The organism is Pseudarthrobacter sp. AG30, assembly GCF_003116525.1.
In the GTDB taxonomy this organism is placed as follows: domain Bacteria; phylum Actinomycetota; class Actinomycetes; order Actinomycetales; family Micrococcaceae; genus Arthrobacter.
Genome location: NZ_QEHL01000001.1, coordinates 137,546 through 152,836, shown reverse-complemented (window position 1 = coordinate 152,836; position 15,291 = coordinate 137,546). Strand labels below are relative to the sequence as shown.

Here is a 15,291-nt window from a genome sequence, read left to right as displayed (position 1 = left end):
GTCCCGTCCGGCAAGGAAGCGGGGACGTCCAATGGGGGCAGGAGACGGGGCAGCCGAGCAGTCCAGGCTCGCTGCCGAACGTGTTGCCAGGCTGAAGCGCCAGCTGGACGAGGCCGAACGGTCCACCAAGGCCTGGGACGCCGGAGCCCTGGGGGAGCGGGTGGTGGCGGACAAGCTCAGCGAACTGGTCCCGCGGGGCTGGTACGTGCTGCACGATGTCCACTGGCCGGGCCGGCCCAAGGCCAACCTTGACCATGTCCTGGTGGGCCCCGGCGGGGTGGTGGTGGTTGATTCGAAGAATTGGTCCGGCGAAGTGCGCGTAGTGTCCGGCGTGCTCTGGCAGGGCCGCTACGCGCGGACCCAGGCCGTGGAGGGAGCGCTGGCACAGTGCGCCGCCGTCGCCTCGGTGCTGGCCCCCCAGCATCGCCGGCTGGTGCGTCCGCTCATCTGCATGGCGGCCCAGCCGGATCTCTTCGGGGTGACCGCCTCCGATGTAGCCGTGGCGGGTTCCCACCGGGTGGTGCGGACCATTGAGGCGCTTCCGCCGGTGCTGGATCCGCAGGCGGTGGTGGGGTTGTACGAGCAACTGGGCCAGCAGCTCACGCATGAACAGGAGCCCGGCATCACGGCGCTGCGCAACGTCCGCCCCGGAACCGTGGTGCGCCCGGCGGGGGCCCTGCCGCCTGGCGGCCCCGTCGCGGGTGCTGCGGAAGGGAGCAGGCCACTTGACGGCAAGGGCCGCAGCGGAAGCATGTCGCGGCATCCGGCCGGCCGCAACCTGCCGGCCGGCGGATCCCGGGCAGGAGCACCGGCAGGGATCCGGGCCGGCCGGCGCGGCGGGAAAGCCAAAGCGCAGCAGAGCGGCACCAGCGGCGGGAAGTTGGCCCTGCTGGCGGCCTTCGTCATTTTTGCCGTTTATTTCCTGCCCTACTTGGCCCGCTGACACCCTCTCCGCCGCCGGGCCGCAGCCGGTCTTTGGCCGCGGTCCGTACCGCGCGGGTGATCCGGTTGAGGCCGTCAGAATCGAGGGTCCAGGCCTGCCAGTAGAGGGCCACATCCTGGTAGCCGTCATCCAGCCGGACCAGGGTGCCGTCCGAAAGGCCATCCGTGAGCTGGAGCTCGGGGATCATGCCCCAGCCCAGGCCCGCCTTGACCGCCGCGAAGAAGCCCTCCGATGACGGCACGGTGTGCGTGGGGGGAGGCTGCGCAATGCCCTTGGCCGCCAGCAGTTGCAGCTGGAGGTTGTCCTTGGCGTTGAATTTCAGGACGGGCATGGCGGCCCAGTCAACACTGTCGGCCGCCGCAAACCGGCGCCGCAGTCCGGCGCTGGCCACCGGGATGTACCGCATGGAACCCAGCATTTCTGCCCGGCACCCGCTGACGGGCACGGGATCAGAGGTTACGGCGCCCATCACGTCTCCTTCGCGGAGCAGCTGGCTGCTGTAGCCCTGGTCTTCGACACGCAGGTCCAGCACGGCGTCCTCCCATTCGGCGGCCCGATGGAGGACGGGGACAAACCAGGTGGCCAGGGAGTCGGCGTTGATGGCCACGGGCAGGTGGGCGCGGGCTGGCGGCCCCGCGCCCAGCGCCGCCGATGTCTCCGCCTCGAGCACCTGGACCTGCCGTGCCATGCGCAGCAGCAGTGCGCCGGCGTCCGTGGTGGTGCAGGGCGACCGGCGGCGGACCAGGACCTGGCCCACGGATCCCTCGAGGGCCTTGATCCGCTGGCTGACGGCTGACGGCGTGATGCGCAGGAGGTCCGCCGCCGCCTCGAACGTTCCTTCGTCGATAACCGCAACCAGGGCCTTAAGATGCTCCAGATTCATGAAGAGATTCTAATGCGTACGCAGAATCCTTTACTTGCCTACATATCTCATAGGACCCTACCGTCGTAGCCATGTGGACTTCGTGGATAACCGGCATGCTGACCGGATTGGCGCTCATCGTGGCGATCGGTGCCCAGAACGCCTTCGTCCTGCGGCAAGGGATCCGCCGCGAACACATCGGCGCGGTGGTGGCGGTGTGCATGGCCGGTGACGCGCTGCTGATCGTGGGCGGTACGGCCGGAATCGGGGCCGTGGTGACCCGCTTCCCCGAGGCGCTCGAAGTCCTGCGGTGGGCAGGGGCCGCCTACCTTTTGTGGTTCGCGGTCCGGTCCTTCCTGGCGGCAGCGAAGCCCTCAGTGTTGGCGGAGCAGGCGCCCCGGTCCAAACACTCGGTTTTCGCCACCACGGCGGCCCTCACATTCCTGAATCCCCACGTCTACCTGGACACCGTGGTGCTGCTCGGCAGCTTGGCCAACCAGCAGGGACCGGACCTCCGCTGGATCTTTGCCGCCGGCGCCGTGGCCGGAAGCATCCTGTGGTTCTCAGGGTTGGGGTACGGGGCGCGGGCCCTGGCGGGCGTCCTGGGCAGCCCGCGCACCTGGCGCTGGATCGATGCCGGCATCGGTGTTTTGATGCTGGTGCTGGCCGTCCGCCTGGTCCTGCACTGAAGTAGGCTGGAGCCAGATCCGCAGGGGAGAAACCATGACTGACCAGCCGTCCCAGGGGCCCGACTACCAGCGTCCCGACCGCCAGGGCAACGATGCGCCGTGGCCCAGCTACCAACCGCCGGCCCAATACGGCCAGACGCCGTACGGCCAGGCGCAGTACGGACACGGCCAATATGGGCAGCCCCAGTACGGCCCAAGCTACAACCAGGGCCAGTTCAATCAGTCCCAGTACGGCCAGGGGCAATACTTCGGCCAGCCGGCCTACTACGGCAGGCCGGCCGAGCCAAAGACCCTGAGCATCGCCAGCATGGTCTGCGGCATCGCCTCGGTCATCATGGGCTGGTTGCTCCTTCCCCAGCTGGCAGCCATCATTACCGGCCACCTCGCCCTCAGGCGCGAGCCGTCCGGCAAGGGGATGTCCATCTCAGGCCTGGTACTGGGTTACCTGTGCCTGCTGGGCTACGGCGCCCTGTGGTTGCTGCTCATCATCGGCCTCACCGTCGCCAGCACCACGGGTTCGAATTCCGGGACGTTCTAGGCGCCCTGCCCCCGCCGCGCGGCGGTTAAGGGTCGGCCCCGAGCAAAGTCCCCTCCGGATGGACTGCTCCCCTGCGCATGGCAGGGGGACTGGTCCATGCGACGGGGATGCTGCCGCTGCGAACCCGCGGTCGTGCCGCTAGCGGAGCAGTTCCACGTCCGAGACGAGGTCGATGTGCGCCAGCATGGCCTCCGTTGCTGCGGCCGGATCCTGCGCGCGGATGGCGTCGGCGATCCGGCGGTGTGACGCCAGTGACTGTTCCGGACGCCCGGGCTGGCCCAGCGATTCCATCCGGGTTTCCAGGATCATCTCGGCGATGAAGGCCATCAGCTGCGCCAGCACGGAGGAGTGCGCCGCCGCGGTTATGGCCTGGTGGAAGAGCTCATCACCATGGGTGCCTCGATCGCCGTCGTTGATCTCCCGTGCCATGACGTCCAGGGCGTTGTCGATGGCGGCGAGGTCGTCTCCGGTCCGGCGTTCGGCGGCCAGTGCCGCGAGCTTCCCTTCCAGGGTGCTGCGGGCTTCGACGATCTCCGGCAGCCGGCTTTGGTGCTCGCGGAGGCCCTTAATGACGGATGCCACGCTGGGACGCCGTGCCAGGACTGCCCCTGTGCCGTGCTGCACGTCGATCACGCCCAGCACTTCGAGGGCCACGAGGGCCTGGGCCAGGGTGGCGCGGGAAACTCCCAGCCGCTCGGCAAGGTCGCGTTCGGCAGGCAGCAGGTCCCCGGGGCGGAGCTGGGCCGACTCGATGTAGGCGAGGATCTGCTCCACCAGCTGCTCATAGAGCCGGGGACGCGAGACCCGCTCCAGGCCTGCCCGTGCCGTCTTTTCCACAGTTCCTCCCGAGGTTCTCGGACCAGAATACCCCCTACATCTATTGACAGATAGACTCACTGTCTAAGAGGCTAGTCCAGTGAGCCAGTAACTCACGTCACACTCTTTCGTTCCAATGGAGGACCAACGATGTCCGCTCCTGTCTTATCGATCATCATCCTGGCGGCGATGTTCCTGCTCGCCACCATCCTGCCCCTCAACATGGGTGCCCTCGCCTTCGTGGGCACCTTCCTGCTTGGCTCACTGGTGCTGGGCATGTCCACCAATGACATCCTTGCCAACTTCCCCGGTGGCCTCTTCCTGACGATCGTCGGAGTCACCTACCTGTTCGCCATCGCGCAAAACAACGGCACCATCGACCTCCTGGTCCGGGGCGCCGTCAAACTCGTGGGCAGCCGCGTTGCCCTGATCCCCTGGGTCATGTTCGCCATCACCGCCGTCATCACGGCCGTGGGTGCGCTGTCTCCCGCCGCCGTCGCCATCATTGCCCCGATTGCCCTCAGCTTCGCCGGAAAATACAAGATCAGCCCGTTGCTGATGGGCATGATGGTGATCCACGGTGCCCAGGCCGGCGGCTTCTCGCCCATCGCCGTCTACGGCGTCACCGTCAACGGCATCATCGCCAAGACCGATCTCGCCTTCAGCCCGGCAGCACTCTTCCTCTCCAGCTTCATCTTCAACCTGGTCATCTCCCTGGTCCTCTTTGTGGTCCTGGGCGGCAGGAACCTCATGTCCTCCAAGGTGGGTCAGTTCGTGGAGCAGGCTGCCGAGGCGCGGATGGCAGTCAGCGTCGGCGCCAAAGCCGGCACCGATGTTCCGTTCAAAGGCTTCGGCTCCGGCATGTACGGCCCCCGCGACCCGGCAGGCGACGGCGTTGCCGCCACCAAGGAGCGCAAGGAGCGGATTCCGCAACTGGTCACCATTGCGGGCCTGGTCGTGCTGGCCGTCGTGGCCCTCGGGTTCAAGATGGACGTCGGCTTCGTGTCCATCACCATCGCGATCGTCCTTGCGCTGGTCTCGCCGGCGGCCCAGAAGGGTGCCATCAACAAGATCAGCTGGTCCACCGTGCTGCTCATCTGCGGCATGCTGACTTTCGTTGGCGTCCTGGAAGAAGCGGGCACCATCGAATTCGTCTCCGGCGGCGTGGCCGGCATGGGAATGCCGCTGCTGGCGGCCCTCATCATCTGCTTCATTGGCGCCATCGTGTCCGCCTTCGCCTCCTCCACCGCCATCCTGGCCGCGCTCATCCCGCTGGCCGTGCCCTTCCTCTCCACCGGTGAGATCGGCGCCGTCGGCGTCATCTGCGCGCTCGCGGTCTCAGCCACGATCGTGGACGTCTCCCCGTTCTCCACCAACGGTGCCCTGGTCCTGGCCAATGCCCCGGAGGGCGTGGACAAGGACCGGTTCTACAAGAAGATCCTCGGCTACAGCGGCATCGTGATCGTGGCCGGACCCATCCTGGCCTGGCTGGCGCTGGTGGTCCCCGGCTGGCTCTAGCCGGCGCAGCCGCCCGCCACGCCGCCCGCACTTGAGAAAGGAAACCCAAGCACATGAGCTCAGCCGAAAATTCCCGAGGCCCCCTGGCGGGGCACACCGTCGTCGACCTGAGCCGTGCACTGGCGGGGCCCCACGCCGGCATGATGCTGGCGGACCTCGGCGCCCGCGTGATCAAGGTGGAAAACCCCGGCACCGGGGATGACACCCGCGGCTGGGGGCCGCCCTTCGTGGGCCCGGAAGATGACCTGCAGTCCACCTATTTCATGTCCTGCAACCGCAACAAGGAATCCATCAGCCTGGACCTGAAGAGCCAGGACGGGCAGGCAGTGCTGCGCGGGTTGCTGGAGCGTGCGGACGTGGTCATCGAGAACTTCCGTCCCGGCGTGATGGACCGGCTGGGCTTCTCCACGGCCGCCATCCATGCGCTCAACCCCCGGCTGGTCATCCTGTCCATCACGGGCTTCGGCCATGACGGGCCCGAATCCCGGCGCAGCGGCTACGACCAGATCCTGCAGGGCGAGGCCGGACTCATGTCACTCACCGGCTCCGGGCCCGAAGACCCGCAGCGCGTCGGCGTCCCCATCGCAGACCTCCTTTCCGGCATGAACGGAGCCTTTGGCGTGCTGGCGGCGCTGGTGGAACGGAACCGCACCGGCCGCGGCCAGGTGGTGCGCACCTCCCTGTTGGCGTCACTGATCGGCGTCCACGCCTTCCAGGGCACCCGGACCACCGTGGCCGGCGAGGTTCCGCAGGCACAGGGCAACCACCACCCGTCCATCGCCCCCTACGGGCTGTTCACCTGCAAGGACGGCAGCGTGCAGATCAGCGTCGGCAGCGAGAAGCTCTGGCAGTCATTTGCTTCGGCCTTCGGCCTGGAGCCGGCCGCGCCCGGATTCGCCAGCAACGCCGAACGGGTGCGGAACCGCGCCGGGGTAATTGCCGCCGTCGAACGCGCTTTCGCCGGCTACGGCGCGGCGGAACTGCTGGAGAAACTGAACGACGCCGGGATCCCGGCAGGGAAGGTGCGCTCCCTGGACGAGGTGTACGCGTGGGAGCAGGTGGCCTCCCAAGGGCTCGTGGTGGACGTGGAGCATCCGCTGCTCGGAACCGTCAGCCTCCCCGGGCCCCCGCTGCGGTTCTTCGAACAGGGGGACACAGCCGAAACCACCTTGAAGGACCACGCCGCGCCGCCGCTGCTGGACGCGGACGGTCCTGCCATCCGCGCATGGCTCGGTTTGCCGGCTCCCGTGGCGGCCGGGGTGAACTAGCATGCCAACCACCGAAAAAGTGCGGCACCTGCGCGCCGCCGAACTGATCGACGCCGTGGTGGACCAGGATTCGTTTGTCTCCTGGGATACGCCGCCGCACCAGCCGGCGCTGTCCGAAGAGTATGCCCGTGACCTGGCCAAAGCCCGCGAACGCAGCGGAGCCGACGAATCGGTGCTCACCGGCACCGGGCTGATCCGGGGGCGCCGGGTGGCGCTGATCGTCAGCGAGTTTTCTTTCCTTGCCGGCTCCATCGGCCACGCCGCGGCACAGCGGATCGTTGCCGCCGTCGAACGGGCCACCTCGGAGGGACTGCCGCTGCTGGCGGGCCCGGCCTCCGGGGGAACCCGGATGCAGGAGGGGACGCCGGCGTTCCTGTCCATGGTCAAAATCACCGGAGCTGTCCGGGCGCACCGCCAGGCCGGCCTGCCCTACCTGGTCTACCTCCGGCACCCCACCACCGGCGGCGTGATGGCATCCTGGGGGTCGCTGGGCCACATCAATGTTGCCGAACCGGGCGCCCTGCTGGGATTCCTGGGCCCCCGGGTGTTCGAAGCACTGCATGGGGAGTCCTTCCCGGACAACGTGCAGGTGGCGGAAAACCTGTTCAACAAGGGGCTCATCGACGGCGTCGTGAAGCCCGAAGAGCTCGCGGAACTGGTGGCCCGGGCGCTGGACATCCTGGCGCCCCGGCGGGAGGCGGCGTCAGGGACGGTGGTCCGGCCCGCCGCACCGGCCACTTTGGCCGTGCGGCCGGCCCCCGTGGACGCCTGGACGTCGATCGGGATTTCGCGCCGGCCGCGGCGGCCGGACCTGCGCCAGCTCCTCAAGTTCGGCGCCAGCGACGCCCTGCCGCTGAACGGGACGGGACAGGGGGAAAAGGACCCCGGGTTGCTGCTGGCGCTGGCCCGGTTCGGCAGCCGGTCCTGCATTGTGCTCGGCCATGCCCGCCCGCTGCGCAAGGACGCCGCCGGTATGGGGCCCGGGTCATTGCGGGAAGCGCGCCGCGGCATGAAGCTGGCCGAAGAACTGCGGCTCCCCCTGCTCACGGTCATCGACACCGCAGGCGCCGCGCTCTCCCAGGAGGCGGAAGAAGGCGGCCTCGCCGGCGAGATCGCACGCTCTTTGTACGAACTGATTGGCCTGGAATCGCCGTCCGTCTCGGTGCTGCTTGGCCAGGGTGCCGGGGGAGGGGCGCTGGCACTGCTGCCCGCGGACAGGACCATCGCCGCGCAGCACAGCTGGCTGTCGCCGCTGCCGCCCGAGGGCGCCAGTGCGATCGTGCACCGCATCGCGGCCTTCGCGCCCGCGATGGCACAGGCGCAGGGCGTCAATGTGGCGGCGCTGTATGCGAACGGACTGGTGGACCACATTGTGGACGAGCGCGACGACGCGTCCCTGGAGCCGCGCGAATTCTGTGCCCGGATGGCCCGTGCCATCGAATACGAACTTGCATCCGTTGCCGACATCCCCGTGGCCGGGCTGGTGGGGGCGCGGTTCCGGAAGTACCGGAACCTGGGCGGCAACTGACGCAACGCACGGCCGGGGAGCCGCCGGCGGATTCGCTCCGGCGGCTCCGGCCGTCGCTTGCCCTAGCGGCGTTGACGGACCTTGGCGCGGTGGGCTGTGGCGCGCAGTTGCAGGATGCGCGCCCCACCTGCCACAGCCACCAGGACCCCGCCGGTGACGGCGGCAATGAAGAGTGCCATGCCCAGCGGGACAGACCCCTCAAAACCCAGGAACTGCACCATGGCCTGTTCCTGGTTCTGCAGGATGAAGATGATCAGCAGGATCAACAGGATCAGTGAGGCGACAACGCCAGCCCAGATGACGCCGGCGCGGGTAACTTTGCTTTCGGGTGTGCGGCCACCCGCTGCGGCTTTTTCCGTGCCCGCTGATGGTGCTGGAACCGCGGGTGTATCCGGGGCATCCGGGGCGTAGGACGGCGCGCCACCGTAGGTTGCGTCCCGGCCGCCTGCCGCCCGGTCCGCGGCCGACGGCGTGACGCTGACGTCCGGGTCCGGCTGGCTGTTCGGTCCTTCGCTCATGCCCGTGTCCTTTCGCAGAATGCTAAGCATGCTTATGGTGCAACCATAGACGCCTGGGTTGCCGCAGCACAACGAGCGCGCCGCGCGCGTCTACTGCTGCATGAAAGGCAGGCTGGATTGGGAGCCCTGGGGAAGGAGGGGCCCCGACGGGAACCCCTCCTTGGACTACTGCCCCGGGCCGTGTAGGGCCGGGCGTCAGACCCTTTCCTTGCTCCGTTCGGCGGAGGGAGTCCCCGGCACAGGCGACCTGCGCCACTTCGGAAAGGCCCAGAACGTGAATTCCGGTGCCTTGGCCGGCTTCGGAGTTTCGTGGGTCTCAGGCCGCTCTTCAGGCCGGCGCCTGGTTTCTTTCCTGGCGTCCCACCCGAAGTCCTTGCTTGATGAATAGCACATCACAGACCTCCTCATGGTGACTGCCCTTTAATGGTCCTCCTGTTTGTTGCCGGAGTCGATACTGTGGTGGCCGGCGCCTGTCAGCGGCCGCCGGTCACCACATCCTGCGCCTCCTGCGGGCGGTGGAACTCGCAGGGGCCGCCGTGGCGCAGCGGAAGGAGGCAGGCCCGGCCCGTCGGCAGGTGCACCAGGCCGCAGCGGCCGGCCATGGCCAGGTCCTCCCTGACGTTGGAGTTGCTCAGGTCCGGCCGCCCGTCGTCAGCAGTTCCTGTGGGGCCGGCGCCGGTGGCGTGCTGTTCAGCATTCATGGTGGTGCAGCTCCTCATTGGGCGGAAAGGCGTACGGAGGGTGCGAAAGGTGGTTTTTCCAGTCTGCGCCGCCGGGGTTACCGCCGGGTTAAGCGGGCGTTAGGTTCAGGTCAACAACACCACACCGCCGCGGCGCCTAGAAACCCAGTTGGTGCGCCACCTGCAGCAGGAGGGCTTCCGAGCCCATGGGACCCACCAGTTGGACGCCCATTGGGAGTCCGCTTCCGGCGGATCCACCAGTCCAGTGGACAGGGAGCGTTATGGCCGGCAATCCGCATACGTTCACCATCGAGGACCACGGCGCATATTCGCACTGCTTCCGGTAGTCGCCGTCCGCATCTCCTGGCCATTGCACGGCCGGCCAGCGTCCGCCGCCGTGGCCTGTCCCGGTGAACCAGCCCACGGGGCGGGGTGTCTGCGCCAGCGCGGGCATCATCATCAGGTCCCACTGGCCGTACTGCGCCACGGTGTCGTGCTGGAACTGCCGCAGGAACGCCAGGGCTTCGGCGAGCTTCGCCGGGCTGCGTTGTTGGGCCCGACGCCGGAAGGTCCGGGTCAACGGCGCCAGCAGCGCTTCGCGGGACGGGCTGATCCGTGCAGAACCCACTCCTGCCGTCCAGGCGGTGGTGAAGGCATCGGGATAGCGGTTGTCGTACCGCACGGCAGCTTCGGCCAGGGTATGGCCGGCGTGTTCCAGGAGCCTTTCGCCTGCCCGGAGGGCATCGAGTGCTTCGGGTTCGATACTGAAGGGGAAGGTGCCGGACCAAGGGCTCTCCAGCGTGACGCCGATCCTCAACGGCGGCGGCTCCTGGCCTATGCCCGCGAGGTATCCGTTCCCCGGTGCCATGGCGTCCAGCATCAGGGCGGCATCCTTGGCGGTCCGGGCAAGGGGGCCCGGGACAACCAGCCGGGCCGGGTCACCGCTGCTTTCCCCGGCAGCCACCAGGCCACGGCCCGGCTTCAGCCCCACCAGGCCGCAGGCGGCTGCCGGAATCCTGACTGAACCACCGCCGTCGGTCCCCGGCGCGAATGGCAGCAATCCCGCCGCCACGGCGGCAGCGCTGCCGCCGGAGGATCCGCCCGAACTCCTGCTGGGTGCGTAAGGATTGCGCGACGGCGGCGCGATGCGGTTTTCGCTGTAGGCCGTCAGGCCAAATTCGGGTACTTGGGTCTTGCCCAGGGAAACCGCGCCGGCCTCCGTGAGGCGAGCCACCAGGGGAGCGTCCGCGGGAGCCGGTTTATGTTCGACGGCGGCGCTTCCGTGGGTGGTCACCACGCCCGCCACATCGGTCAGGTCCTTGAAACCCAGTGGCATGCCGTGCAGCAGCGGCAAGTCGTCGGCGTCGGTATGGGCATGCAGGTCATCAGCCGCCCGGGCCCGGTCCATGGCCTGATCCGCGGTAACGGTGATGAAGGCTCCCAGCAGCGGGTTCTGCCGGCTGATCCGCCCCAGGAAATGTGCGGTGGCCTCAGCAGCGGACACCGTCCCGCCGCGCAGGAGGTCCCGCAGGTTCAGCGCGGGGAGTTCGTCGAGTTCAGCCAAGGACCCGGCCCTCCGGCTCCTTGGCCGTGGAGGGTCCGGCATACCCGCCGGGATACCGGCCGGGGAACGACTGCTGTGGCGCCGGGCGGGCAGACTGTTGACGGGACATCGAAACCTCCTCGGGAGCCACCAGCCTAGCTTGCCGGTTGTCCGCACCACCCGCGGAGGAAGGACTAGGCTTTAACCTGACTCTGATCCGCCACGACAGGACTCCGATGAGCGATTTCGATACCGTGCCCGTCCACGACATCCCGGCTGATGCCGTCATCCTGGACGTCCGGGAGGACTACGAGTGGGTCGCCGGGCATGCCGACGGCGCACTCCACATTCCCATGGACCAGATCCCGGCCCGGCTGGGCGAACTCGATCCGGATGAGGACGTGTATGTCATCTGCCGGACCGGCGGAAGGTCGTTCCGCGTTGCCCAGTGGCTCACGGGCCAGGGGTACACCGCCATCAACGTCTCCGGCGGGATGGACCAGTGGCTGGAATCGGGCAAACCCCTGGTCTCGGACAACGGACTCAAGCCGCTGGTGCTCTAGTGCACGGCAGTCCCCCCACCTACGCGTTCCTCGGACCCGAGGGCACGTTCACCGAGGCTGCCCTGTTGCAGGTGCCTGGTGCGCTGGAAGCAGTCCGGGTGCCGGCGTCGAACGTCAATGCCGCCCTGGACCAAGTGCGCAGCGGTTCTGCCGACGCTGCCATGGTTCCGATTGAAAATTCGGTCGAAGGCGGCGTCACCGCCACCCTCGACGCGATAGCGAGCGGCCAAGAGCTGCGGATCATCCGCGAGGTCCTGGTACCCATCAGCTTCGTCCTGGTGACCCGGCCTGGCGTGCGCAGGGAGGACGTACGGCACGTGTCCACCCATGGCCACGCGTGGGCCCAGTGCCGGATGTGGATGGAAAACAACATGCCCCGTGCGGAATATGTTCCGGGGTCTTCAACCGCGGCCGCGGCCATGGGACTGCTGGACGGTGACTGCCATTACGATGCCGCCATCTGTGCGCCGCTCGTAGCGCAAGCGCATCCGGGCCTGCAGGTCTTGGCGGAAAACATTGGTGACAATCCGGGCGCCGTGACGCGCTTCATCCTGGTGAGCCGTCCGGGTGTCCTTCCGGAACGCACCGGAGCGGACAAGACCACGCTTGTCGTCCCGCTGCCGGAGGACCGTCCGGGTGCGCTGATGGAGATCCTCGACCAGTTTGCCAGCCGCGGCGTCAACCTCAGCCGGATCGAATCGCGTCCCACCGGGCAGTACCTGGGCCACTACTTCTTCAGCATCGACGCGGACGGCCACGCCGGCGAGGCACGTGTTGCGGATGCCCTGGCGGGACTGCACCGGATCAGCCCCGGGACCCGTTTCCTGGGTTCGTATGCCCGGGCGGACAGGCAGGCCACGGCCGTGGCGGCGCATACTTCCGATGCCGCCTTCTCGGCGGCCCGGCAGTGGGTCGGATCCATACTTGACGCGGCATCCACCGCAGGTGAAAGCGGTTCCGGATCTTCGCCCACAGCGTAGGCAAATTGCCTTTCGGACTACTTCCGCGGGGTATGCACAATGCGTATGCTTGCTTGATCCACACGGGGTATGGCCCCTAATGAAGGGAGCGGGTCATGACCAGCACCACTGACAATGACGGCCAGGGGATGATCGTCAACCCCAAGCCTGCCGCAGACAACCAGGACTGGGACGGCGACGATGCTGACCGCGCGGACCGCCTGCGTTTCGAAGAGGAACAGGCAATGATCCGTGAACAGTCCGAGGCCCATGCCGCTGCCAAAGCAGCAGCTGAGGCGGAGAAGAAGGACGCCGGCGCCTGATCCACGTGAGCCGGCCGGTCAGGCCGGCCCGGCATTTCCCCAGCCGCTGACGGGCCTTGCACGCCTAGATGCGGGTTTTCGCCTGCCCCGGGCCGCCCGGCTCGTGTGCCTTGACCCTTACCAGCAATGACTTCGGTTCCACCTGGACGGTGAGTTGGGTCGCTTCCCCGGACGTGTCGCCATCGATTTGGGTGGGCATGGGCTCGGGACACTTGATGACCACCTTGACCGACCTGTAGACCGTCATGATCGGCAGTTTCCCGCTGTGCTTGAACATGATCTTCATGTACATCAGCAGCCAGCCCAGGGCGCTGCGGGGACTCATGACCACCACGTCCAGCATGCCGTCGTCAATCATTGCCTGCGGAATGAAGTCGATGCCGCCGGGCACCAGCCCGCAGTTGGCAAAAAGTACGCTGCGGATGTTCCGCACCTGCTCCGGGCTGCCGTCCAGCGAAATGGACACCTTTTTCCGCCGGCCCGGGAGGTGCCGGACGCCCGCCTCGGTGTAGGCGAGCCAGCCCACCGCCTTCTTCAAACCGTCGTTGGTGTCCGCCAGGACTTCCGCGTCCATGCCAATCCCGGCAATGACCAGGAAGACGTGCTCGGAGTAGTGCCCGGTGCGGGAGTTCTCAATGGCCATCCGGGCGGTGTCGATGTAGCGCTGCCGCCCAAACAGCGCCGTCTGAACGTTCCCGTGGAGGTCGTTCACGTCAAGGTCGACGTTCCTGGCCAGCAGGTTGCCGGTCCCCAGCGGTATCAAACCCATGGCAACATCGGTGTGCGCGAGGGCCTCGGCCACCACGCGGACCGTGCCATCCCCGCCGCCCACCAGGACGACGTCGGGCTTGCCGGCCAAGGCAGCCTGCATCTGGGAAAAGCCGGGGTCGTCCGCGGTTGTTTCGAAAAAGGCCGGTTCCTCCCAGCCGGCTGCCAGGCAGGCGCGCTGGATGGTGGCCTTTGCTTCCTCTGCCCGCGCCTTGATCGGATTGAGGACCACGGCCACCCGCTGCTGCGCCAGGCCCGGATCGTAGGCTTCGCCGGCCACTGTGCTGCGCACGTGCAGGGCCTGCAGGCGCCGGACCCCCCACCAGCTGGAGGTGGCGAAGGCAAGGGCCACCGCAATCAGCAGGTAGAGAATCCAGTCGCTCATGGTGGTTCAACAGTAGCCCGGCGTGCGGCGGCCCGGCGCACGGGGCCTGCCGCCCGCCGTCGTGCGCGGTATTGGATACCCTTGTCTGGTGATCGACGTAAAAGACCTCAGCGAAAACCCGGACAAGTTCCGTGCCAGCCAGCGCGCCCGCGGCGCGGACGAATCAGTGGTGGACGCGATCATCTCCGCGGATGCCGCGCGCCGCGCCGCCCTGATCCGCTTCGAAAACCTCCGCGCCGAGCAGAACGCCTTCGGCAAGAAGGTGGCGCAGGCCAAGGGTGAAGAGAAGCAGGCACTGCTGGCAGAGGTCAAGGAGCTGGCCAACTCCGTCAAGGCGGCCTCCGCCGAGGCCGATGCCGCGCAGACCAAGCAGGAAGAGCTGCTGCGCACCGTCCCCAACCTGGTGGAGGATGGTGTTCCCGAAGGCGGCGAGGACGACTACGTGGTGGTCAAGACCGTCGGCACCCCGCGCGAGTTCCCGGACTTCGAGCCGCGCGACCACTTGGAGATTGGCGAGCTGATCGGTGCCATAGATATGGAACGCGGTGCCAAGGTCTCCGGTGCCCGGTTCTACTTCCTCCGCGGCGTTGGAGCCCGGCTGGAAATGGCGCTGCTGCAGATGGCCATGGACCAGGCCATTGAAGCGGGCTTTATCCCCATGATCACCCCCACGCTGGTGCGTCCGGAGACGATGCAGGGCACGGGCTTCGATGTGAAGCACGACGCCGAGATCTACCGACTCGCCGAAGACGACCTTTACCTGGTGGGCACCTCCGAGGTGGCCCTGGCGGGCTACCACGCGGACGAGATCCTGGACTTCTCCAAGGGCCCCATCCGCTACGCCGGGCAAAGCTCCTGCTACCGCCGCGAGGCCGGCTCGCACGGCAAGGACACCCGCGGCATCATCCGCGTGCACCAGTTCAACAAGGTGGAAATGTTCATTTACACCACGGTCGAAGAAGCCGCCGCCGAGCATCAGCGCCTGCTGGCCTGGGAAGAGGAGATGCTGGCCAAGTGCGAGTTGCCGTACCGGGTCATCGACACCGCGGCGGGCGACCTCGGCATGTCCGCGGCCCGGAAGTACGACTGCGAAGCGTGGGTCCCCACCCAGGGCGCCTACCGCGAGCTGACCTCCACCTCAAACTGCACCACGTTCCAGGCGCGCCGCCTCAACATCCGTGAGCGCGCGGTCAACGCTGACGGCGTCGCCAAGGGCACCCGCGCCGTGGCCACCCTGAACGGCACCCTGGCCACCACCCGCTGGATCGTGGCGCTGCTGGAGCACCACCAGAACGCGGACGGCTCGGTCAACGTACCCAAGGCGCTGCAGAAGTACCTCGGCGGGCTCGAGGTTCTGCCGGTCCTGTAGGGCCGTCCCTTTTCATAGGCT

Annotated in this window: 16 protein-coding genes; 10 read left to right on the top strand and 6 right to left on the bottom strand. The window is 67.7% G+C overall.

Annotated elements, in window-relative coordinates:
• Nucleotides 1–31: 31 nt before the first annotated feature.
• Nucleotides 32–943, top strand: coding sequence for a nuclease-related domain-containing protein (locus DC347_RS00735; RefSeq protein WP_109044086.1), 912 nt, complete (start codon nt 32–34; stop codon nt 941–943).
• Here the strand turns inward: DC347_RS00735 and DC347_RS00730 are convergent.
• On the bottom strand, nt 903–1,826 hold the full coding sequence (locus DC347_RS00730) for a LysR family transcriptional regulator ArgP (RefSeq protein WP_109044085.1): 924 nt from the start codon (nt 1,824–1,826) through the stop codon (nt 903–905). The two genes, DC347_RS00735 and DC347_RS00730, sit on opposite strands and share 41 nt — an antisense overlap.
• Before the next feature lie 95 nt (nt 1,827–1,921).
• Here DC347_RS00730 and DC347_RS00725 point away from each other — a divergent pair, with 95 nt between their 5' ends.
• The gene (locus tag DC347_RS00725; protein WP_109044084.1) at nt 1,922–2,494 is read left to right on the top strand and encodes a LysE/ArgO family amino acid transporter; all 573 of its coding nucleotides are present in this window, start codon (nt 1,922–1,924) and stop codon (nt 2,492–2,494) included.
• Nucleotides 2,495–2,528: 34 nt separating this feature from the next.
• On the top strand, nt 2,529–3,032 hold the full coding sequence (locus tag DC347_RS00720) for a DUF4190 domain-containing protein (RefSeq protein ID WP_109044083.1): 504 nt from the start codon (nt 2,529–2,531) through the stop codon (nt 3,030–3,032).
• A 138-nt stretch (nt 3,033–3,170) separates the two neighbouring features.
• Here the strand turns inward: DC347_RS00720 and DC347_RS00715 are convergent, their stop codons facing one another.
• The gene (locus DC347_RS00715) at nt 3,171–3,869 is read right to left on the bottom strand and encodes a FadR/GntR family transcriptional regulator (protein ID WP_018762683.1); all 699 of its coding nucleotides are present in this window, start codon (nt 3,867–3,869) and stop codon (nt 3,171–3,173) included.
• Between the two features lie 129 nt (nt 3,870–3,998).
• On the opposite strand from DC347_RS00715, the gene DC347_RS00710 reads away from it, so the two are divergent.
• Genes DC347_RS00710 through DC347_RS00700 form a run of 3 tightly spaced genes read left to right on the top strand, consistent with a single transcriptional unit; the run spans nt 3,999 to nt 8,162 of the window.
• Nucleotides 3,999–5,366: an SLC13 family permease gene (locus DC347_RS00710; RefSeq protein WP_109044082.1), complete on the top strand. Its 1,368-nt coding sequence runs from the start codon at nt 3,999–4,001 to the stop codon at nt 5,364–5,366.
• Nucleotides 5,367–5,419: 53 nt separating this feature from the next.
• Nucleotides 5,420–6,634 carry a CaiB/BaiF CoA-transferase family protein gene (locus DC347_RS00705; protein ID WP_109044081.1) on the top strand — a complete coding sequence of 405 codons (1,215 nt, stop codon included), beginning with the start codon at nt 5,420–5,422 and terminating at the stop codon, nt 6,632–6,634.
• 1 nt (nt 6,635) lies between these two features.
• Nucleotides 6,636–8,162, top strand: coding sequence for a carboxyl transferase domain-containing protein (locus tag DC347_RS00700; RefSeq protein WP_109044080.1), 1,527 nt, complete (start codon nt 6,636–6,638; stop codon nt 8,160–8,162).
• A gap of 62 nt (nt 8,163–8,224) precedes the next feature.
• On the opposite strand, the gene DC347_RS00695 is transcribed toward DC347_RS00700, so the two are convergent.
• From DC347_RS00695 to DC347_RS00680, 3 genes are all read right to left on the bottom strand, one after another.
• A complete protein-coding gene (locus DC347_RS00695; RefSeq protein ID WP_109044079.1) occupies nt 8,225–8,680 on the bottom strand; it encodes a lipopolysaccharide assembly LapA domain-containing protein in 456 nt (151 codons plus the stop codon).
• A 473-nt stretch (nt 8,681–9,153) separates the two neighbouring features.
• Nucleotides 9,154–9,381, bottom strand: coding sequence for a hypothetical protein (locus DC347_RS00685; protein WP_109044078.1), 228 nt, complete (start codon nt 9,379–9,381; stop codon nt 9,154–9,156).
• 136 nt (nt 9,382–9,517) lie between these two features.
• Nucleotides 9,518–10,924 (bottom strand): amidase, encoded by a 1,407-nt coding sequence (locus DC347_RS00680; protein WP_109044077.1) that lies wholly within the window; start codon nt 10,922–10,924, stop codon nt 9,518–9,520.
• A gap of 215 nt (nt 10,925–11,139) precedes the next feature.
• On the opposite strand from DC347_RS00680, the gene DC347_RS00675 reads away from it, so the two are divergent.
• The 3 genes from DC347_RS00675 to DC347_RS00665 all read left to right on the top strand — a co-directional run bounded on the left by DC347_RS00675 (nt 11,140) and on the right by DC347_RS00665 (nt 12,748).
• Nucleotides 11,140–11,466, top strand: a complete 327-nt coding sequence (locus tag DC347_RS00675; protein ID WP_018762675.1) for a rhodanese-like domain-containing protein — start codon at nt 11,140–11,142, stop codon at nt 11,464–11,466.
• Nucleotides 11,466–12,446: a prephenate dehydratase gene (gene pheA, locus DC347_RS00670; protein WP_109044076.1), complete on the top strand. Its 981-nt coding sequence runs from the start codon at nt 11,466–11,468 to the stop codon at nt 12,444–12,446. The genes DC347_RS00675 and pheA overlap by 1 nt, the downstream gene beginning before the upstream one ends.
• 95 nt (nt 12,447–12,541) lie before the next feature.
• Nucleotides 12,542–12,748: a hypothetical protein gene (locus DC347_RS00665; RefSeq protein WP_018762673.1), complete on the top strand. Its 207-nt coding sequence runs from the start codon at nt 12,542–12,544 to the stop codon at nt 12,746–12,748.
• Nucleotides 12,749–12,812: 64 nt separating this feature from the next.
• On the opposite strand, the gene DC347_RS00660 is transcribed toward DC347_RS00665, so the two are convergent.
• Complete coding sequence (locus tag DC347_RS00660; RefSeq protein WP_109044075.1) at nt 12,813–13,901, bottom strand: diacylglycerol kinase family protein; 1,089 nt, start codon at nt 13,899–13,901, stop codon at nt 12,813–12,815.
• 88 nt (nt 13,902–13,989) lie between these two features.
• On the opposite strand from DC347_RS00660, the gene serS reads away from it, so the two are divergent.
• A complete protein-coding gene (gene serS, locus DC347_RS00655) occupies nt 13,990–15,270 on the top strand; it encodes a serine--tRNA ligase (RefSeq protein ID WP_018762671.1) in 1,281 nt (426 codons plus the stop codon).
• Nucleotides 15,271–15,291: the final 21 nt, after the last annotated feature.